Annotated in this window: 13 protein-coding genes and 1 pseudogene; 2 read left to right on the top strand and 12 right to left on the bottom strand. The window is 36.7% G+C overall.

The genetic code is table 11. The features are described from left to right. Positions 1–11: 11 nt before the first annotated feature. From acear_RS05310 to acear_RS12810, 9 genes and pseudogenes are all read right to left on the bottom strand, one after another. Positions 12–497, bottom strand: coding sequence for a YceD family protein (locus acear_RS05310; RefSeq protein ID WP_013277982.1), 486 nt, complete (start codon positions 495–497; stop codon positions 12–14). A 75-nt stretch (positions 498–572) separates the two neighbouring features. Further along, positions 573–1769, bottom strand: a complete 1197-nt coding sequence (locus acear_RS05305; RefSeq protein ID WP_013277981.1) for an acetate/propionate family kinase — start codon at positions 1767–1769, stop codon at positions 573–575. Between the two features lie 26 nt (positions 1770–1795). Further along, positions 1796–2806 carry a phosphate acetyltransferase gene (pta, locus tag acear_RS05300; protein WP_013277980.1) on the bottom strand — a complete coding sequence of 337 codons (1011 nt, stop codon included), beginning with the start codon at positions 2804–2806 and terminating at the stop codon, positions 1796–1798. Between the two features lie 135 nt (positions 2807–2941). Then, the gene (locus acear_RS05295) at positions 2942–4309 is read right to left on the bottom strand and encodes an MATE family efflux transporter (RefSeq protein WP_013277979.1); all 1368 of its coding nucleotides are present in this window, start codon (positions 4307–4309) and stop codon (positions 2942–2944) included. Between the two features lie 652 nt (positions 4310–4961). Further along, positions 4962–5246: a hypothetical protein gene (locus acear_RS05290; RefSeq protein WP_013277978.1), complete on the bottom strand. Its 285-nt coding sequence runs from the start codon at positions 5244–5246 to the stop codon at positions 4962–4964. A 26-nt stretch (positions 5247–5272) separates the two neighbouring features. Next, on the bottom strand, positions 5273–5998 hold the full coding sequence (locus tag acear_RS05285) for a DUF368 domain-containing protein (RefSeq protein WP_280956787.1): 726 nt from the start codon (positions 5996–5998) through the stop codon (positions 5273–5275). Positions 5999–6169: 171 nt separating this feature from the next. Further along, positions 6170–7384 carry an acetate/propionate family kinase gene (locus tag acear_RS05280; RefSeq protein ID WP_013277976.1) on the bottom strand — a complete coding sequence of 405 codons (1215 nt, stop codon included), beginning with the start codon at positions 7382–7384 and terminating at the stop codon, positions 6170–6172. Between the two features lie 28 nt (positions 7385–7412). After that, on the bottom strand, positions 7413–8417 hold the full coding sequence (gene pta / locus acear_RS05275) for a phosphate acetyltransferase (RefSeq protein WP_013277975.1): 1005 nt from the start codon (positions 8415–8417) through the stop codon (positions 7413–7415). A 333-nt stretch (positions 8418–8750) separates the two neighbouring features. Next, positions 8751–8951 (bottom strand): annotated as a pseudogene (locus tag acear_RS12810) (RNA-guided endonuclease InsQ/TnpB family protein); the annotation flags it as partial. A gap of 139 nt (positions 8952–9090) precedes the next feature. Between acear_RS12810 and acear_RS05270 the strand changes: the two are divergent. Then, positions 9091–10359: a nucleotidyltransferase gene (locus acear_RS05270; protein ID WP_013277974.1), complete on the top strand. Its 1269-nt coding sequence runs from the start codon at positions 9091–9093 to the stop codon at positions 10357–10359. Here acear_RS05270 and acear_RS05265 read toward each other — a convergent pair. Beyond that, positions 10343–11359, bottom strand: coding sequence for a YlbL family protein (locus acear_RS05265; protein ID WP_013277973.1), 1017 nt, complete (start codon positions 11357–11359; stop codon positions 10343–10345). The two genes, acear_RS05270 and acear_RS05265, sit on opposite strands and share 17 nt — an antisense overlap. After that, the gene (locus acear_RS05260; RefSeq protein ID WP_013277972.1) at positions 11356–12144 is read right to left on the bottom strand and encodes a patatin-like phospholipase family protein; all 789 of its coding nucleotides are present in this window, start codon (positions 12142–12144) and stop codon (positions 11356–11358) included. The genes acear_RS05265 and acear_RS05260 overlap by 4 nt, the downstream gene beginning before the upstream one ends. A 260-nt stretch (positions 12145–12404) precedes the next feature. Between acear_RS05260 and acear_RS05255 the strand changes: the two genes are divergently transcribed. Continuing rightward, the gene (locus acear_RS05255) at positions 12405–13409 is read left to right on the top strand and encodes an HD domain-containing phosphohydrolase (protein WP_013277971.1); all 1005 of its coding nucleotides are present in this window, start codon (positions 12405–12407) and stop codon (positions 13407–13409) included. Positions 13410–13414: 5 nt separating this feature from the next. Here acear_RS05255 and acear_RS05250 read toward each other — a convergent pair whose 3' ends face one another. Next, positions 13415–15994, bottom strand: coding sequence for an ankyrin repeat domain-containing protein (locus tag acear_RS05250; RefSeq protein WP_187286637.1), 2580 nt, complete (start codon positions 15992–15994; stop codon positions 13415–13417). Between the last annotated feature and the right edge of the window lie 96 nt (positions 15995–16090).

The raw sequence follows: 16090 nt of genomic DNA, 5'->3' as shown, positions 1-16090 counted from the left end.
TCTTCTAAAGACTACTCTTTATCCAATAATTTTTCCAACTTGGCTAACCTCGGATCAACAGTATGCATAAAACAGTCACAGTCTGCTTCATTTAAATTTTGGCCGCAACTAGGACACAACCCGGCACAGTCTTCATCACAGACCGGCTGCATCGGAATCGCTAACATAATACTGTCATCAATCTCTTTTGTAATATCAATCATAGCCTGATTATCGATTAATTCAACCTCTTCTTTATCCACTTCTTCTTCAAGATCAATACTTACTGGCAGATTAAACCTTTCTAAACACCTACTACAGGCTACATTTAGCTCCAATTCAATACTTCCAGTTACCAAAAAGGAATCATCAGTATTGAATACCTGAAACTCCATCTGGGCCGGCTTAACTACCTTAATATCCCGCCCCTGGAACTTGAGGTCTTCAATCTGTTCTTTGAAGCTTAATTCTTTAAATTCTCCGAGGTTTTCCTTGATATCTTCTACATTAATCTTCATATTTTTCACCTCATGATTTACCATATTAATTATAATATAGAGGTGTGGTCTTGTCAAGTATTAGGAATATTTAATTTAAGCAGTAACTAACCGCTCAGTATCGCGAGCAATCATTAATTCTTCATTAGTAGGTATTACTACAGCTTTAGTTTCAGAGCTATCAGTAGTAATTACCTGTTCTTCACCGCGCATATCATTCTTTTCAGAATCAACTTCAATGCCTAAAAATTCTAATCCCTCTAATATATCTTCTCGAATCTCGATACCATTCTCACCAATACCAGCAGTCATAACTATCACATCTACTCCGCCTAATTCAGCTGCATAAGAACCGATATACTTCTTAACGCGCTGACAGAAGAGATCAATAGCTAACTGGGCTTTTTCATTACCATCATTAGCAGCCTGCTCTAAATCTCTAAAGTCGCTGCTAACACCTGAAACTCCAGCTACTCCGCTTTCTTTATTCAAAATTGTATCAACTTCACTAGCATCTAGATCCTCTTTCTCCATCATAAACGGAATAATTGCTGGGTCAATATCTCCACAGCGAGTTCCCATAGCTAAACCTTCTAATGGAGTCAAGCCCATGCTAGTATCTATTACTTTACCGCCGTCAACTGCAGCTACACTGGCGCCATTTCCTAAATGACAAGTAATTACCTTTAAATCTTCAGCCGATTCATCCACAACTTCAGCTGCTCGCTGGGAAACATACTTATGGGAAGTTCCATGGAAGCCATAACGGCGAACGCCATACTTCTCATACCATTCATAAGGCAGCGCATACATATAAGACTTAGCCGGCATTGTCTGGTGGAATGCAGTATCAAAGACAGCAACATCAGGTGTCTCAGGCATTAACTCCTGGCTAACCTCAATTCCTAATAAGTTAGGTGGATTATGTAGCGGTGCTAAATCCTTAACGCTATCAATTCCTTCATATACCTCATCATCAATCAAAACAGATTCAGCAAACTCTTCACCGCCGTGAACTACCCGGTGGCCTACTGCATTGATCTCATCCATATCATCAATTACACCGTAATCATCATCCAACAAAGCATCGATTACCATCTTAATTGCTACACTGTGATCAGGAATTTCATTCTCAACTGTAACCTCTTCTCCTCCAGCTGGTTCATGTTCTAAAAAAGCACCATCGATTCCGATTCTTTCCACTAAGCCTTTAGCTAAAGCCGATTCATTTTCCATATTGATTAATTGATACTTAAGAGATGAACTACCACAATTTAAAACTAAAACTTTCATCTATTATCTTCCTCCTCTAATTTAATTTATTTTTGCTTATCTTTAAAAGCAGCCTGTACTGCTGTAATTGCTGTCACAGTAACTATATCAGATACACTGCAGCCCCTCGACAGATCATTAACAGGTAGAGCACTACCCTGGATTAACGGTCCAAAGGCATCAGCGCCAGCCAATCTTTGAACCAACTTATAAGCAATATTTCCTCCATTTAAATCAGGAAAGATTAAAACATTGGCATTACCGGCTACATCACTATCAGGTGCTTTTTTAGCTCCAATCTCTGGTACTAAAGCTGCATCTCCCTGCATCTCACCATCTACTTCTAGATCAGGAGCCTTCTCTTTACAGATCTCTGCTGCTTCTCTCATCTTATCTACCAATGGATGTTCAGCACTTCCTTTAGTAGAGAAGGATAACATAGCTACCTTTGGTTCTTCTCCTGTCAGGGCTTCAAAAGTATCGGCTGATGAAATAGCTATTTCAGCCAACTCTTCTGGAGAACCTTCTGGAAAGACACCGCTGTCAGCAAATAACATCTTACCGTCGGCACCATACTCACAGTCCGGTACAATCATCAAAAAGGAACCAGAAACTATTGAAACTTCTTCTTCAGTTCCAATAATCTTAATTACAGGACGTAAAACATTAGCTGTAGCATTTAAAGCACCTGCAACTAAGCCGTCTGCAATTCCTTCCTTAACCAACATAGCACCAAAATAAAGCGGATCTTCCATCTGTTCTAGAGCTTCTTCTTTTGAAATTCCCTTATGCTTCCGTAATTCATAATAAGTAGAACCGAATTCATCCAGTCTATCTGCCTCTTTAGGATCGATTATCTCAGCTCCGGAAATATCCACACTTTCTTCATCAGCTATTTCCTGCAGCTTAGATTCTTCACCTAACAGAATAATATCAGCTAATTCTTCTTCCAATATCTGTGGAACAGCCTTGATCATCCGCGGTTCTTCACCTTCAGGTAAGACTATTGTCTTTCCTGCGGCTTGTGCTTCCTCTTTAATTTCTGTAACAAAATCCATCCCTTATGCCTCCCTAACTATTGAATTAATTTAGAATTGTTAATTTCATCTGCCAATATAAATATTACTATATATTACGTCTATTTTCCTTGTTTTTTTACGCATCAAATTAAAAACTATATTTTCTGAATATAATTAATTTTCAGTTGCTAATTCTTGATATGCTTCCTGTAAGGTTGAAGCTAACCAGAAGGCCATTAAAATAACTGTAATTAATTCCGAAATGGGAAAAGCATACCATAAAGCTGATAGACCATATAATCTACCTAATAAATACATAATAGGCAGCAATAGTAATATCTGGCGCAGAAAAGAGAGAACTAAACTGGGAATTCCTTCCCCGATAGCCTGGAAAGTAGTAGAAGCTACAATCACCAATCCCATAATAGGAAAGGCAAAACTGATTCTCTTTAAAGCAGTTTCACCAATATCCAGTAAGGCAGGATCATTATTAAAGAGACTAATTAGTTCACGCGGAAATAACTGAAAGATAACTCCTCCTAGCGAAGTAAAGAGAAAACCGATTATTAAACCATATCTAATGGTCTTTTTCATTCTATCAGGATTTTCATGGCCGTAATTATAGCCTACTATCGGCATATAGCCCTGATCTAAACCAAAGACCGGCATAAAAACGAAGGTCTGCAGCCTATGATAGACTCCTACAACTGCAACAGCTGCTATGCTGTAACCAGCTACAATCTTATTAATTCCGATGATCATAAAACTGGTTAGAAGCTGCATAACCATTGCCGGTAGGCCAACCTGATAGATTTCATGAATAATAGAGAAATCAAATTCAAAAGTCTTTGGATTAAAATTAAACTGCCGCTCGCTTTTAAAGAGTATATAGCCGATAAAGATACCGCTGATAAATCTAGAGATAACAGTAGCATAGGCTGCACCACGGATACCTAATTGAGGAAAGATGCCGATTCCAAAGATCAAAAAGGGATCCAGAGCAATATTCAATAAAGCACCGATAATCATAGTCCACATGGGAGCATAGGTATTACCCTCTCCTCGCAAAATATTATCGGCAACAATAGGAAAGAAAACTGCCCAGGAACCAATTAAAATAATCCTGATATAGGAGCTGCCTAAATCAATCAAAGTGTTATTACTAGTAAATAACCGAAGTAATCCTCGGGAAAAGAAGATACCGATTAAAATAGCAACCATTCCATAGAATATAATCAATAATACTGTATGCTGAGCCGCAGAGTTTGCCTCATCATCCTCTTCTTCTCCCAATAATCTAGAAATCAATGAACTAGTGCCTACACCTGTTCCTACTGCAACAGCAATTAGAATCATCTGTAAAGGAAATACTAGTGATAATGCTGATAAAGCTTCCTTACTTAAATGTCCGATATAGATACTATCAATCACATTATACAAAGCCTGAATCACCATTCCAATAATTGATGGAACTGATAATTTAAATAATAGAGGAATAATCGGTTCATTTCCTAGCCTATCGGAATCTTCGGTTAATTCCACTTTCAATCCTCCTTAACATTAAGCTAGTAATTAGTTTACAGCTAATATCTTTTAAATATACCCACTTTAAAATGCCAAATAATAATAAAGCCAACAGTTCTCTTTCGCTGCATGCTTTAGAGAAATGTTGGCTTCATATAAGGCTTTATTGATATATTGTTGCAGTTTAGAGTTGATATCTTGCAAACGCTCCGGAAATCAGTCCTAGTCACTCAGCAGTAAATCAACCTTAGTGTTACAATTTAAAGATTCCGCTTTATATGTTAACCATTCTCTCTTTTGGGACTGCTTTAAAGTCGCTTGTTGCAAGATATCAACTAATTGTGCAAAATTATTTGGGGAAGCGTTTAAAACCAGATTAATGAAAATTCTGTGCTGCAAATAGTCAACATTTCTCTGAAGCGACTCTTAAAATTAGTCCGGAACCATGGAAGTCTGCAGGAGCATGACTCTTTGCTCTTAGCTTTGTCAATTAGAGCAATAATACTATCTCTTCGCTTCATAAACTTCTCACATAGCCAGCATTGGTCTGTATGCTGGCTAGGGTGGAGGACTAATCTTCGAGAATGAGTGAGACAGGACGTCGAACGAATGGCAAGCGTAAGAGATTTGTTGACTATAATCTGCAATATCATGAAAGTGACACATAATATCAATTTGACTTCATTTCTGAATCACTTTCCTCCGTTAACCTAGAATTCCGATAGTAAAGAAGAATATCAGCAGAAACCATTAATCCATTTAATATATATAGATATATCACAAGGTCATAGCTATAGATTAATTTATGTGTAACTCCAGAGATATAACCGATTAGAACAATCACCATAAACCAGAGACTCTTTCCTGAATTATCCCGCGAAACATATGATCTATAAATAGATGCAGGCCAGGCAGCACCAAAACAAAGCAGCATAATTGCTTCAAAGATACTCATTTATCCTCCCCCTTTTTTTATGACTATCATTCTGATAATAGCTGAATAACTATTACCCCTAAAATAAAGCTGATTATTACTCCTATCCCTAGTTGAAATGAAATAACACTACGCATTGAGCCCAAAATTAAACCGGTTAAAAAAGCCATTAATAAGGATCGAAAATTATTTAATAAAAAGGATAAAATCCGGGAAAAAGCTAATAATCCACTTCCTACTCCTAAACTAAAAATAATTATAACTGATAAATTTAAAACAGTAATTGCTTCTAAAACTCCTTCATATAATCCAAGCATAATCAATATCGTACCACCACTAACTCCTGGTAAAATCATAGCCACACTACCAATTGCCCCACCAAAAAATACCTTAAAATATGATAAAGAACTTGTTGTTGTAACACTACCAAGCTCTACTGAATACATAAGAGCTAATAATAATCCTACTAGGCTTAAACCAATTGTTTTTAAATTAATTTCTTTCACTTGTTTAAAAGTTACTTTACTAGATGCAAAAATCAGACCTAATAAAAAAGCCTTTACTAGACTAGAATAACTCTCTAATAAAAAAGTGATTATTTTAGAACTTCCTAAGACTCCAACTACAGCTCCTAAAAATATTGGTCCAACTACTGATAATTTGATTTTCTTTATTCCTGAAATTAAATCATCATAAATTCCCAGTACTAAAGCCATTGTCCCCCCACTAACTCCTGGTAAAGTATTGGATATTCCAATAGGAATTCCCTTCATAAATAATTCTAAAAACTTATTCATCCTTCACCTCCTCTTATTAGTTTCCGTTTCTTGAAAATAATACTTAAAATTTAATCTAATGTCAAGTAATTAAGAATCTTTTTTACAATTAAAAAAATCCCTCGGAATCTATCCCAAGGGATTAAAAGTTAAGCTAAAATTTAATCTTTAACTAGCATTCTCTTGAGCTTCAATAACTAACCGTTTAGTATCACGAGCAATAACCAGTTCTTCATTAGTTGGGATTACCATAGCAATATTATCGGAATTATCAGTTGTAATTACTTCTTCTTTCCCTCTCATATCATTCTTGTCCTCATCTAAAGTAAGTCCTAAGTAATCAAGATCTTCTAAAATCTTAGCTCGAATATCAATAGCATTTTCACCGATACCAGCAGTAAAGACTACTACATCTACTCCGCCTAATGCAGCTGAATAAGAACCGATATACTTCTTAACGCGCTGACAGAAGAGATCAATAGCTAACTGGGCTCTTTCATTACCATCATTCGCAGATTCCTTTAAGTCTCTAAAGTCGCTACTGACACCAGAAACTCCGGCTACTCCGCTTTCTTTATTCAAAATTGTATCAACTTCACTAGCATCTAGATCCTCTTTCTCCATCATAAATGGAATAATTGCTGGGTCAATATCTCCACAGCGAGTTCCCATCACTAGACCCTCTAGCGGAGTCAAGCCCATACTAGTATCAATTACCTCACCACCATTAATAGCAGCTACACTAGCTCCATTTCCTAAATGACAGGTAATTATCTTCAAATCCTCTATCGGCTCATCTGAAATTTTAGCTGCTCGTTTAGAAACATACTTATGGGAGGTTCCATGGAAACCATAGCGACGTACATCATGTTCTTCATACCACTCATAAGGCAGCGCATACATATAAGACTTAGCCGGCATTGTCTGGTGGAATGCAGTATCAAAGACAGCAACATCAGGTGTCTCAGGCATTAACTCCTGGCTAACCTCAATTCCTAATAAGTTAGGTGGATTATGTAGCGGTGCTAAATCCTTAACGCTATCAATTCCTTCATATACCTCATCATCAACTAAGACTGAATCTGCAAATTCTTCACCACCGTGAACTACCCGATGTCCTACAGCACTAATTTCATTCATATCATCAATTACGCCGTAGTCATCATCCAATAAAGCATCAATTACCATCTTAATTGCTACGCTGTGATCAGGAATTTCATTTTCAACTTTAACTTCTTCTCCCTGGGCTGGTTCATGTTCTAAAAATGCTCCATCAATTCCAATTCTTTCTATCACACCACTAGCTAATACTGACTCATCTTCCATATTGATTAGCTGATACTTAGCCGAAGAACTCCCACAATTTAAAACTAAAACTTTCATCTATTACCTTCCTCCTCTAATTTGTTTTTTACTTATCTTTAAAAGCAGCCTGTACTGCTGTAATTGCTGTCACAGTAACTATATCAGATACACTGCAGCCCCTCGACAGATCATTAACAGGTAGAGCACTACCCTGGATTAACGGTCCAAAGGCATCAGCGTCAGCCAATCTCTGAACCAACTTATAAGCAATATTTCCTCCATTTAAATCAGGAAAGATTAAAACATTGGCATTACCGGCTACATCACTATCAGGTGCTTTTTTAGCTCCAATCTCTGGTACTAAAGCTGCATCTCCCTGCATCTCACCATCTACTTCTAGATCAGGAGCCTTCTCTTTACAGATCTCTGCTGCTTCTCTCATCTTATCTACCAATGGATGTTCAGCACTTCCTTTAGTAGAGAAGGATAACATAGCTACCTTTGGTTCTTCCCCTGTCAGGGCTTCAAAAGTATCGGCTGATGAAATAGCTATTTCAGCCAACTCTTCTGGAGAACCTTCTGGAAAGACACCGCTGTCAGCAAATAACATCTTACCGTCGGCACCATACTCACAGTCCGGCACAATCATCAAAAAGGAACCAGAAACTATTGAAACTTCTTCTTCAGTCCCAATAATCTTAATTACAGGACGTAAAACATTAGCTGTAGCATTTAAAGCACCTGCAACTAAGCCGTCTGCTATTCCTTCCTTAACCAACATAGCACCAAAATAAAGCGAATCTTCCATCTGTTCTAGAGCTTCTTCTTCTGAAATCCCCTTATGCTTCCGTAATTCATAATAAGTAGAACTAAATTCATCCAGTCTATCTGCCTCTTTAGGATCGATTATCTCAGCTCCGGAAATATCCACACTTTCTTCATCAGCTATTTCCTCCAGCTTAGACTCTTCACCTAACAGAATAATATCAGCTAATTCTTCTTCCAATATCTGTGGAACAGCCTTGATCATCCGCGGTTCTTCACCTTCAGGTAAGACTATTGTCTTTCCTGCGGCTTGTGCTTCCTCTTTAATTTCTGTAACAAAATCCATCTTTTTATCCCCTTTCATTAATTTTAAATGAATAAACAATCTATCTATGCCTATTCATTATTTAGAGTTACTAACTTAACTGATGGTATGACCACTAGTCCTAAAAAATAAAGATAATAGGCTTTAATTATTTTTTTCACATAATAGTTTATTAAAATATAGTATGTAACTCATATCAACTATATTAATTATATAAAACTGTTATAAATATGTCAAGACTTTAAATTAAGCTCATTTCTTTCCTAATCCTCCATTAAGATGGTCTTAGTGAACTACCTCCAAGACAAGCAACGGAGGCTCCAAAAGAAGTGTGGTAATTAAGTCTCCGCCTGCTTAACAGGCAACCCTTATTCTTTTAGGAGTGTCCACAACCCCATTATCCCTAATCTGACGAATCATTTCAGGAATACATTTGTCTTTGATATATTTACGCATTATATTAAGGCTACCGTTCACATCAGCATTAATAGTCTTATCTATAGTTTTAAATAGTCCTCTAGTGGTTCGTCTAGATTTATCGTAATTAGCTTTATTATAAATTATATCCATTTGGAAATAATATGTAAATAAAAACTATATATATTTTCCAATTTCAAAGGAATAAATCATCTATTATAGAATTAAGTAAAATTAAAGAAAATCAATTTAAATTTATAGGAGTCGATTATTAATTATGAAAGTAGCAGGAGTTATTACTGAATATAATCCTTTTCATTATGGACATAAATACCATCTCGAGAAATCGCTTAAATTAACTGAAGCCAATTACAGCATCTGTGTTATGAGCGGTAACTTCGTTCAGCGGGGAGAACCAGCAATTACTAATAAATGGAGTAGAACCGAAATGGCCCTCAATGCTGGCATAGATCTCATTCTAGAACTGCCGGTTACGTATGCTCTCCGTAGTGCTGAATACTTTGCTTATGGGGCAGTCCAGCTTTTAAATAAAACCGGAGTAGTAGATCAGTTAGTATTTGGCAGTGAAATAGGCGAAATTAACCCGCTATTAACTGTAGGAAAGATACTGGCTGAAGAGCCGGCTGAATTATCAAATTTGATCCAAACCGAATTAAAAAAGGGACTTTCCTTTCCTGAAGCCAGGGCCAAGGCAGTAGTTAATTACATTACTCAAACTAATATTAATCTCACACCAACTGAAATTCAAGAAATAATAGGTAATCCCAATAATATCTTAGGTCTAGAATATATAAAGGCGCTATCCAGAAGTAAAAGCTCTATTCAGCCATTAACTATTCAACGCCGGGGAGCAGATTACTACCAACAGAATATCGAAACCGAAATTGTAAGTGCTACTGCTATTCGAAACAGAATTCTATCTGAAGATATGAATTACAACTTAACTACTAAAATTCCTACATATACTAATAGAATTATTAAAGAAGAACTCAATCAGGGTAAGGCACCTATCTCCCTCCAGAACTTTAATTTAGCAGTATTAAGCATTCTACGTCGCACTTCTAAAACAGAACTGGCTGAATTTGAAGATGTCACAGCTGGATTAGAAAATAGAATCAAGGATGCTGCTCTTAAGACAGGATCACTGCTAGAATTGATTAATTTAATTAAGACCAAACGCTTTACTCAAACCCGAATTCAGCGAATTCTACTTCAGCTGTTATTGAATTTAAAACAGAAGGATTTACATAAATTTGATAATGCTGGAGGACCACAATACCTTAGAGTCTTAGGCTTTAATCAACAGGGCCGAAAATTATTATCTGCAATCAGCGATAAAGGTAGTCTACCTCTAATTAATCGAATAGCTAGCCACTACCAAAGCAGCTATCCTCCTCAATCGCTAAAAGAAGAGATGTTAGCAGCAGAAATTAGAGCAACTGATCTCTATTCTTTAGCCTATGATAATGAAGAATACCGCCGCGGCGGTCAAGACTACAGAAAACCTATTATTCTAGAGAATTAAGAAATTGAACTGCTGCTTGAATATCTTCAATAGCTACAACCTTTACTTCAGTAGCAGTCTCTTTAGCTGCTTCATAATTCTTATCCGGGGCCAAAAAGATATCCACTCCTTCTTTTTCTGCAGCTAAAATCTTCTGCTTGATACCGCTAATTTCACCTACTTTACCATCCAGGGTGATCGTTCCAGTACCAGCTATATCATAACCGTGGGTTAAATCAGCCGCAGTTAACTGGTTTAGTATCTCCAGAGTAAACATCATGCCTGCTGAAGGCCCTCCGATCTCTCCCGCATCAACCTTAATCTCAACTGGAAAATCATATGACCGTTGATAAGAAGAAATTAAAACTCCTAATGATGCCTGGCCTGGAGTTTCTTCTAATTCCTTAGTCTTGATCTTATAATCTATTTCTTTTTCGCCCCGTTTAACTGTCACCTTTACTACTTCCCCTATTTCTCTAGCTCTAATTTCATCAACCACTTCTGTTAGTAGATTAACCTGTTTATCATCTACTTTAATAATTATATCATCCTGCTTTAACTTCCCCCGAGCATTACTTTCTTCTAATATCTCAACAATCTTAGCTCCTTTTCCTGTAACTGTAGGTTCATAACCTGCTTGACGCAGTGCTACAGCCTGAGCCTTAAGCTGGCTTTCTTTCATAACCTCCTGCATCATCTCAAAGTATTCCTCAGGATCTACACCCGAAGGCAGCTGACGCTTAAGAGGTGTTAAGGTAACTCCATCAGCTCCAAAAAAAGATATATAGTAATATTCAAGCAGACTAGCCGGTTCCAGTGAAACAGCTGTCAATCTAAACTGGCCTTCTATATTCTGAGCATAACCATTCTCTACTTCTATCAACGGAGATAAATCTTTAGCTACTCCTGGAGATTCTAAATAATAATCTGTAGGCCAGACTGCTGAAAGGACAACTGCTACTAAAATAATTAAACTAACAGTTAAAACACGTTTTACTCTTTTACTCCTAAAATTAATCATTGCTCTTCCCACCTTTCAATTGACTCTTTAATTTGAGGTAATGCCTTTTGGGCTGCCTCAATTCCTGCTGCTACAGCTTCTTCGGCTCGGTCTAAATCCTGTGGAGCAATATATCCTACTTCAGGCCTAATTAAAACATCTGCTTCTATAATCCTCTTATCAAATACTTCCTGTTCCATAATTCTTATAGATGTTAAAATAACATCAAAGATATTATTTACCTTATTTTCCTGAAAATCAAAGCCGACATCAACTCCAATAATGACATCTGCTCCTAAATTCTGGACTACATTAACAGGAATCCGATTCAAAATTGCTCCATCAACTAATAATCTATTATCAATTCGATATGGAACATAGACTCCAGGAATTGAAGTACTGGCTCGAATAGCATCAGCTACTAATCCATCCTGTAAAATAACTTCTTCTCCCTTTTCAATATCAGTTGCTACTGCTGCAAAAGGAATATCTAAATCCGAAAATCTTTTACTTTTAGTTAGCAACTGAACAAAAGCTTTAACTTTCTTTCCTGCTATTAACCCCTGGCGCGGCACTGTAAAATCTGTTAATAGATCCCAGTTAATCTGATAAGCTATTCTCTCTATCCATTTAAGATCCAGACCAGCAGCATAAAATCCCCCTATCATACTTCCTATACTAGTACCTGCTAAGTAATCTATATTAATATCTGCTTCTTTTAATACCTGCAATACACCAATATGAGCAATTCCTTTAGCAGCACCTGCTCCTAATGCTAAGCCTACTGTTGGTCTCTCCTCCCCCATCTAAATCACCTCTAAGTATAAAATAAATTACCATTATATTATCTGTAAGCTAAAAACCTCATATTTATATTAGTTTAAGAATCTACCAAAAATTCTCCTTCTTTATTAGGAAATAAAAGAAAAATTCAAGTCTTTTCCTCAAATTTACGCAATTTTTCATTTATCTGGGCAGGATACCAATGATTAATCAAGAAATAGTTAAATTAATAGTATAATGCAGTAATCATCCTTTTAATTCAAATTCAAAGGAGTGACTTTTCATGGCAGAAGATAATCATAAATTATTTAAAACAGCATTAAAACAGATTTCAAAAGGTATAATAATCACTAATGACAATAATAAAATTATTTTTGCTAACGAAGAAGCTAAAAAGATCAAAAATATCTCCCAGACAGAATTAATAGGCAAAGATATAACTTCAGTCCATCCTGATGATACCCAAAACAAAATCAAGCAGATTATGAATTCATTACAACAAAAAAATGTAAACCAATTTACTACCATAATTGCTAATCAAGATAACCAAGAATACCTTAATACTACTTATAAACTTTTAGAAAATGAAAATAATGATTATATCGGAACCATGCAAATTTTAAGTGATAAAACTTCTCAGATTAAGTTTGAAGAGGAAAAAGCTAAATCACTACATAAATTAGAGAAACAGGTGGATACCTTAAATGAACAGCTGCAGGATCTCTTTATATCCTCAATGACTAGTTTAGTTAAAACTCTAGAAGCCAAAGACTCCTATACTAAAGGCCACTCCCTGCGCGTCTGTGAAATTGCTACTAAATTAGCTGAACATAAACATGATGTCTCCACTGAAATTGACAAAATAAAACTGGCCGGCAAGTTACATGATATCGGAAAAGTAGGTACTCAGGAAACTATTCTGAATAAATCAAGTAGTCTAAGTGATAGTGAATTTAACCATATCAAACAGCATCCAATTATGAGCGAAGAAATCCTTTCTCCAATCGAAAGATTTAAACCAATTACTAAAATGGTAAGACACCACCATGAAAGATATGACGGTACCGGATATCCCGATGGTCTTAAGCAAAAAGAGATTCCGCTGGGCTCTAGAATTGTTTCCATTGCCGACAGTTATGATGCTATGACTTCAAATCGTCCGTACCGTTCTCCAATGAATCCTAAAGAGGCTGTCCGTGAAATCAAAGAAAACCTAGGAACCCAATTCGATCCTGAATTAGGGAAGATTTTTTTGGAGCTGTTTTATGAAGGAAAGATCGAAGAATAGATTATTTACAGATTAAAATAATTTTTCTGGTTTCTATCCTCTATTACTTCTTTTAAAAATCCTAAAATTTCAAAATGTTCCTGGGCTACTGCCATTTCATAAACAGTTAAAGAGTTATCAGTCTTCGCTTTAATATCTGCTCCTGCTTCTATTAAGTACTTTACTGTTTTAAGATAGCCGTTATAGGCAGCAGCTATCAAGGGAGTCCAACCGTTATCATCCTTTATCCCAATCCGGGCTCCTTTATCTACTAAGTATTCTATTATCTCTGTCTTACCATTATAAGCAGCAAACATCAAAGCAGACCAACCGCTTTCATCTCTGGCTTTAATCTCTGCTCCCTGATCGATTAAAAACTCAACTATCTCCATACTGCCTCCATAGGAAGCAAGCATCAATGGAGTTTCATTTCCCTTACCTCTGACTGTAATCTCAGCTCCCTGGTCCAATAGATACTTCACTACTTTAAGATTTCCACCAGAAGCGGCCAACATCAGCGGGGTATAGCCATTCTTGCTTCTGACTTCCAAATCAGCTCCTCGCTCTAACAGATAATCAACCACCGACAAATACCCCTTCTGGGCTGCCAGCATCAATGGGCTTCGGCCTTTCTGATCCTGCCTAGTAATTTCTACCTCTCTATTTACTAAATACTTTATTACTGATAATTCGCCCCTGCGAGCTGCTAATCTGAGAAGTTCTTCTCCCTTAGGACCCTGCAGTTTTATATTCTGTTCTGAAATCAAATACTCAACTATCCTCAATCTTTCCTCAGCTGCAGCTGCCATAAGCGGCGTCCAGTTTCGGTTATCTGCGGCGTTTAAATCTGCTCCCTGATCTACTAAGTACTTAACTATCTCCAATCTGCCGCTAGAAGCAGCAAATATCAATGGAGTTCTACCTTGATCTGTTCTGGCTTCTATATCTGCTCCTTGCCCCAAAAGGAACTTTACTATTTTCTGATTATTCTCATCTACAGCAGTAAATAAAGCTGTTCTACCTCTATTATTTCTAAGATCAATACTTACATCTTTAGTAAGTAAGTAATCTAAGACATCTATTTTCCCTTCCTCTGCTGCCAAATGCAGCGGTGTCTGGCCGGCTTTATTTTGAGCTTTAATATTGGCTCCATTCTTAACTAGATACTTTACTGGTTCTAACCTCCCTTTAGCTACAGCCAGATGTAATGTTGTCCAGCCCTCTTTGTTTTCAGCATCAATATCTGCTCCTGAAACCAATAAATAATCGGCTACTTCATAATTTTCTTTCATAACAGCAGACTTTAAAAGAGGCCAGCCGCTGTAATCTCTAATACCAATATCAATACCTGCTTCTACTAAAATCTTAACCATTTGTAATCTGCCATTTAAAACAGCCATTCTCAAAGCTGTATAGCCTCTTTTATCTCTACCCCCCAAGTCAGCTTCCTGTTGAATTAGTAATTTAACTGGCTCAACTTCACCATTATATATAGCTGACATCAACGAAGTCCAGCCGTTCTTATTCTGTGCATCAATATCTGCTCCTGCTTCTATTAAGTAATCTACTACTTGAATGTGGCCTTCATAAGCCGCCTTCATCAGCGGAGTCCAGCCATTCTTATTTTCAGCTTCAATATCTGCTTCTTGACTTACTAAATAGTCTACTACTTCAAGGTATCCTTCATTTGCTGCCACCATTAAAGAAGTCCAGCCGTTACTGTTCTTAGCATCAATGTAGCTACCTGATTGTACTAGTTTCTTTACTATCTGTATGTGCCCTTTATAGGCTGCTTCCATCAGAGGTGTCCAGCCTTCTTGATTCTGTGCATCAATATCTGCTCCTGCTTTTATTAAGTAATTCGCTACCTGAGTGTGGCCTTCATAAGCCGCTTTCATCAACGGAGTCCAGCCATTTTTATTCTGAGTGTTTAGATAGGCTCCTGCCTCTACTAAATATCGAGCCGCCTCTAAATCTCCTCTATAAGCTGCTATCATTAAAGGAGTCCAGCCACGCTCATCCTGAACATTAATAGCTGATAGTCTGACTAAATACTCTCTTGTTAAATATCTAACTACCTCTAATTTTCCATAATCTACAGCTGTCATTAAAGCTGTCCGCCCTCTTTTATCTTTAGTATTTATCTCAGCTCCAGCATTTAATAGATAATCTATTGTCTCTATATGTCCCTGGTTGATTCCATACTTCAATGCTGTCCATCCGTCTTTATCTTTAGCTTCAAGCTCTGCTCCTTCAGCTACCAAATACTTCATTAACTTTAAGTTACCATCAAAAGCAGCCTCCATTAAAGGAGTTATGTCGTTATTATCTTTAGTATTAACTTTAGCCTTTTTTTCCTTATGTAAAAATTCTACTAGCCCAAAATATCCCTGAGCAACTGCTAACTTTAATGGCGTTTCTCCTTTATCATTCCTAGCTGAAATATTGGCTCCATTCTCTAACGCCTCTTTAACTTTCGACAATTTATTCGTCTTTACACCTTCAAACAGAAGTGAATTATAATCATTATCAGCATAGACAGTAAAATTTAGTGCCAATGTAGTAATAACTGAAAGTAATATAATTAACTGCAGCTTCTTTTTCAACATGATAGCCCCCTTAACTATACTTGCTACACTATAATAATTAAACATGGAATAATTAATTACCTGTTTTAAGTCAGAAAAAGATTTTAGAAACTT

This window comes from Acetohalobium arabaticum DSM 5501 (assembly GCF_000144695.1).
GTDB lineage: Bacteria > Bacillota > Halanaerobiia > Halobacteroidales > Acetohalobiaceae > Acetohalobium > Acetohalobium arabaticum.
This window is presented reverse-complemented; position numbering and strand designations above follow the sequence as displayed.

What these genes read in the sequence shown, in the direction of transcription:
- pta (WP_013277975.1), bottom strand. Translation starts at nt 8,417, where the DNA reads ATGGATTTTGTTACAGAAATTAAAGAGGAAGCACAAGCCGCAGGAAAG.
- acear_RS05270 (WP_013277974.1), top strand. Translation starts at nt 9,091, where the DNA reads ATGAAAGTAGCAGGAGTTATTACTGAATATAATCCTTTTCATTATGGA.
- acear_RS05285 (WP_280956787.1), bottom strand. Translation starts at nt 5,998, where the DNA reads ATGAAGGGAATTCCTATTGGAATATCCAATACTTTACCAGGAGTTAGT.
- pta (WP_013277980.1), bottom strand. Translation starts at nt 2,806, where the DNA reads ATGGATTTTGTTACAGAAATTAAAGAGGAAGCACAAGCCGCAGGAAAG.
- acear_RS05305 (WP_013277981.1), bottom strand. Translation starts at nt 1,769, where the DNA reads ATGAAAGTTTTAGTTTTAAATTGTGGTAGTTCATCTCTTAAGTATCAA.
- acear_RS05260 (WP_013277972.1), bottom strand. Translation starts at nt 12,144, where the DNA reads ATGGGGGAGGAGAGACCAACAGTAGGCTTAGCATTAGGAGCAGGTGCT.
- acear_RS05310 (WP_013277982.1), bottom strand. Translation starts at nt 497, where the DNA reads ATGAAGATTAATGTAGAAGATATCAAGGAAAACCTCGGAGAATTTAAA.
- acear_RS05265 (WP_013277973.1), bottom strand. Translation starts at nt 11,359, where the DNA reads ATGATTAATTTTAGGAGTAAAAGAGTAAAACGTGTTTTAACTGTTAGT.
- acear_RS05255 (WP_013277971.1), top strand. Translation starts at nt 12,405, where the DNA reads ATGGCAGAAGATAATCATAAATTATTTAAAACAGCATTAAAACAGATT.
- acear_RS05280 (WP_013277976.1), bottom strand. Translation starts at nt 7,384, where the DNA reads ATGAAAGTTTTAGTTTTAAATTGTGGGAGTTCTTCGGCTAAGTATCAG.
- acear_RS05290 (WP_013277978.1), bottom strand. Translation starts at nt 5,246, where the DNA reads ATGAGTATCTTTGAAGCAATTATGCTGCTTTGTTTTGGTGCTGCCTGG.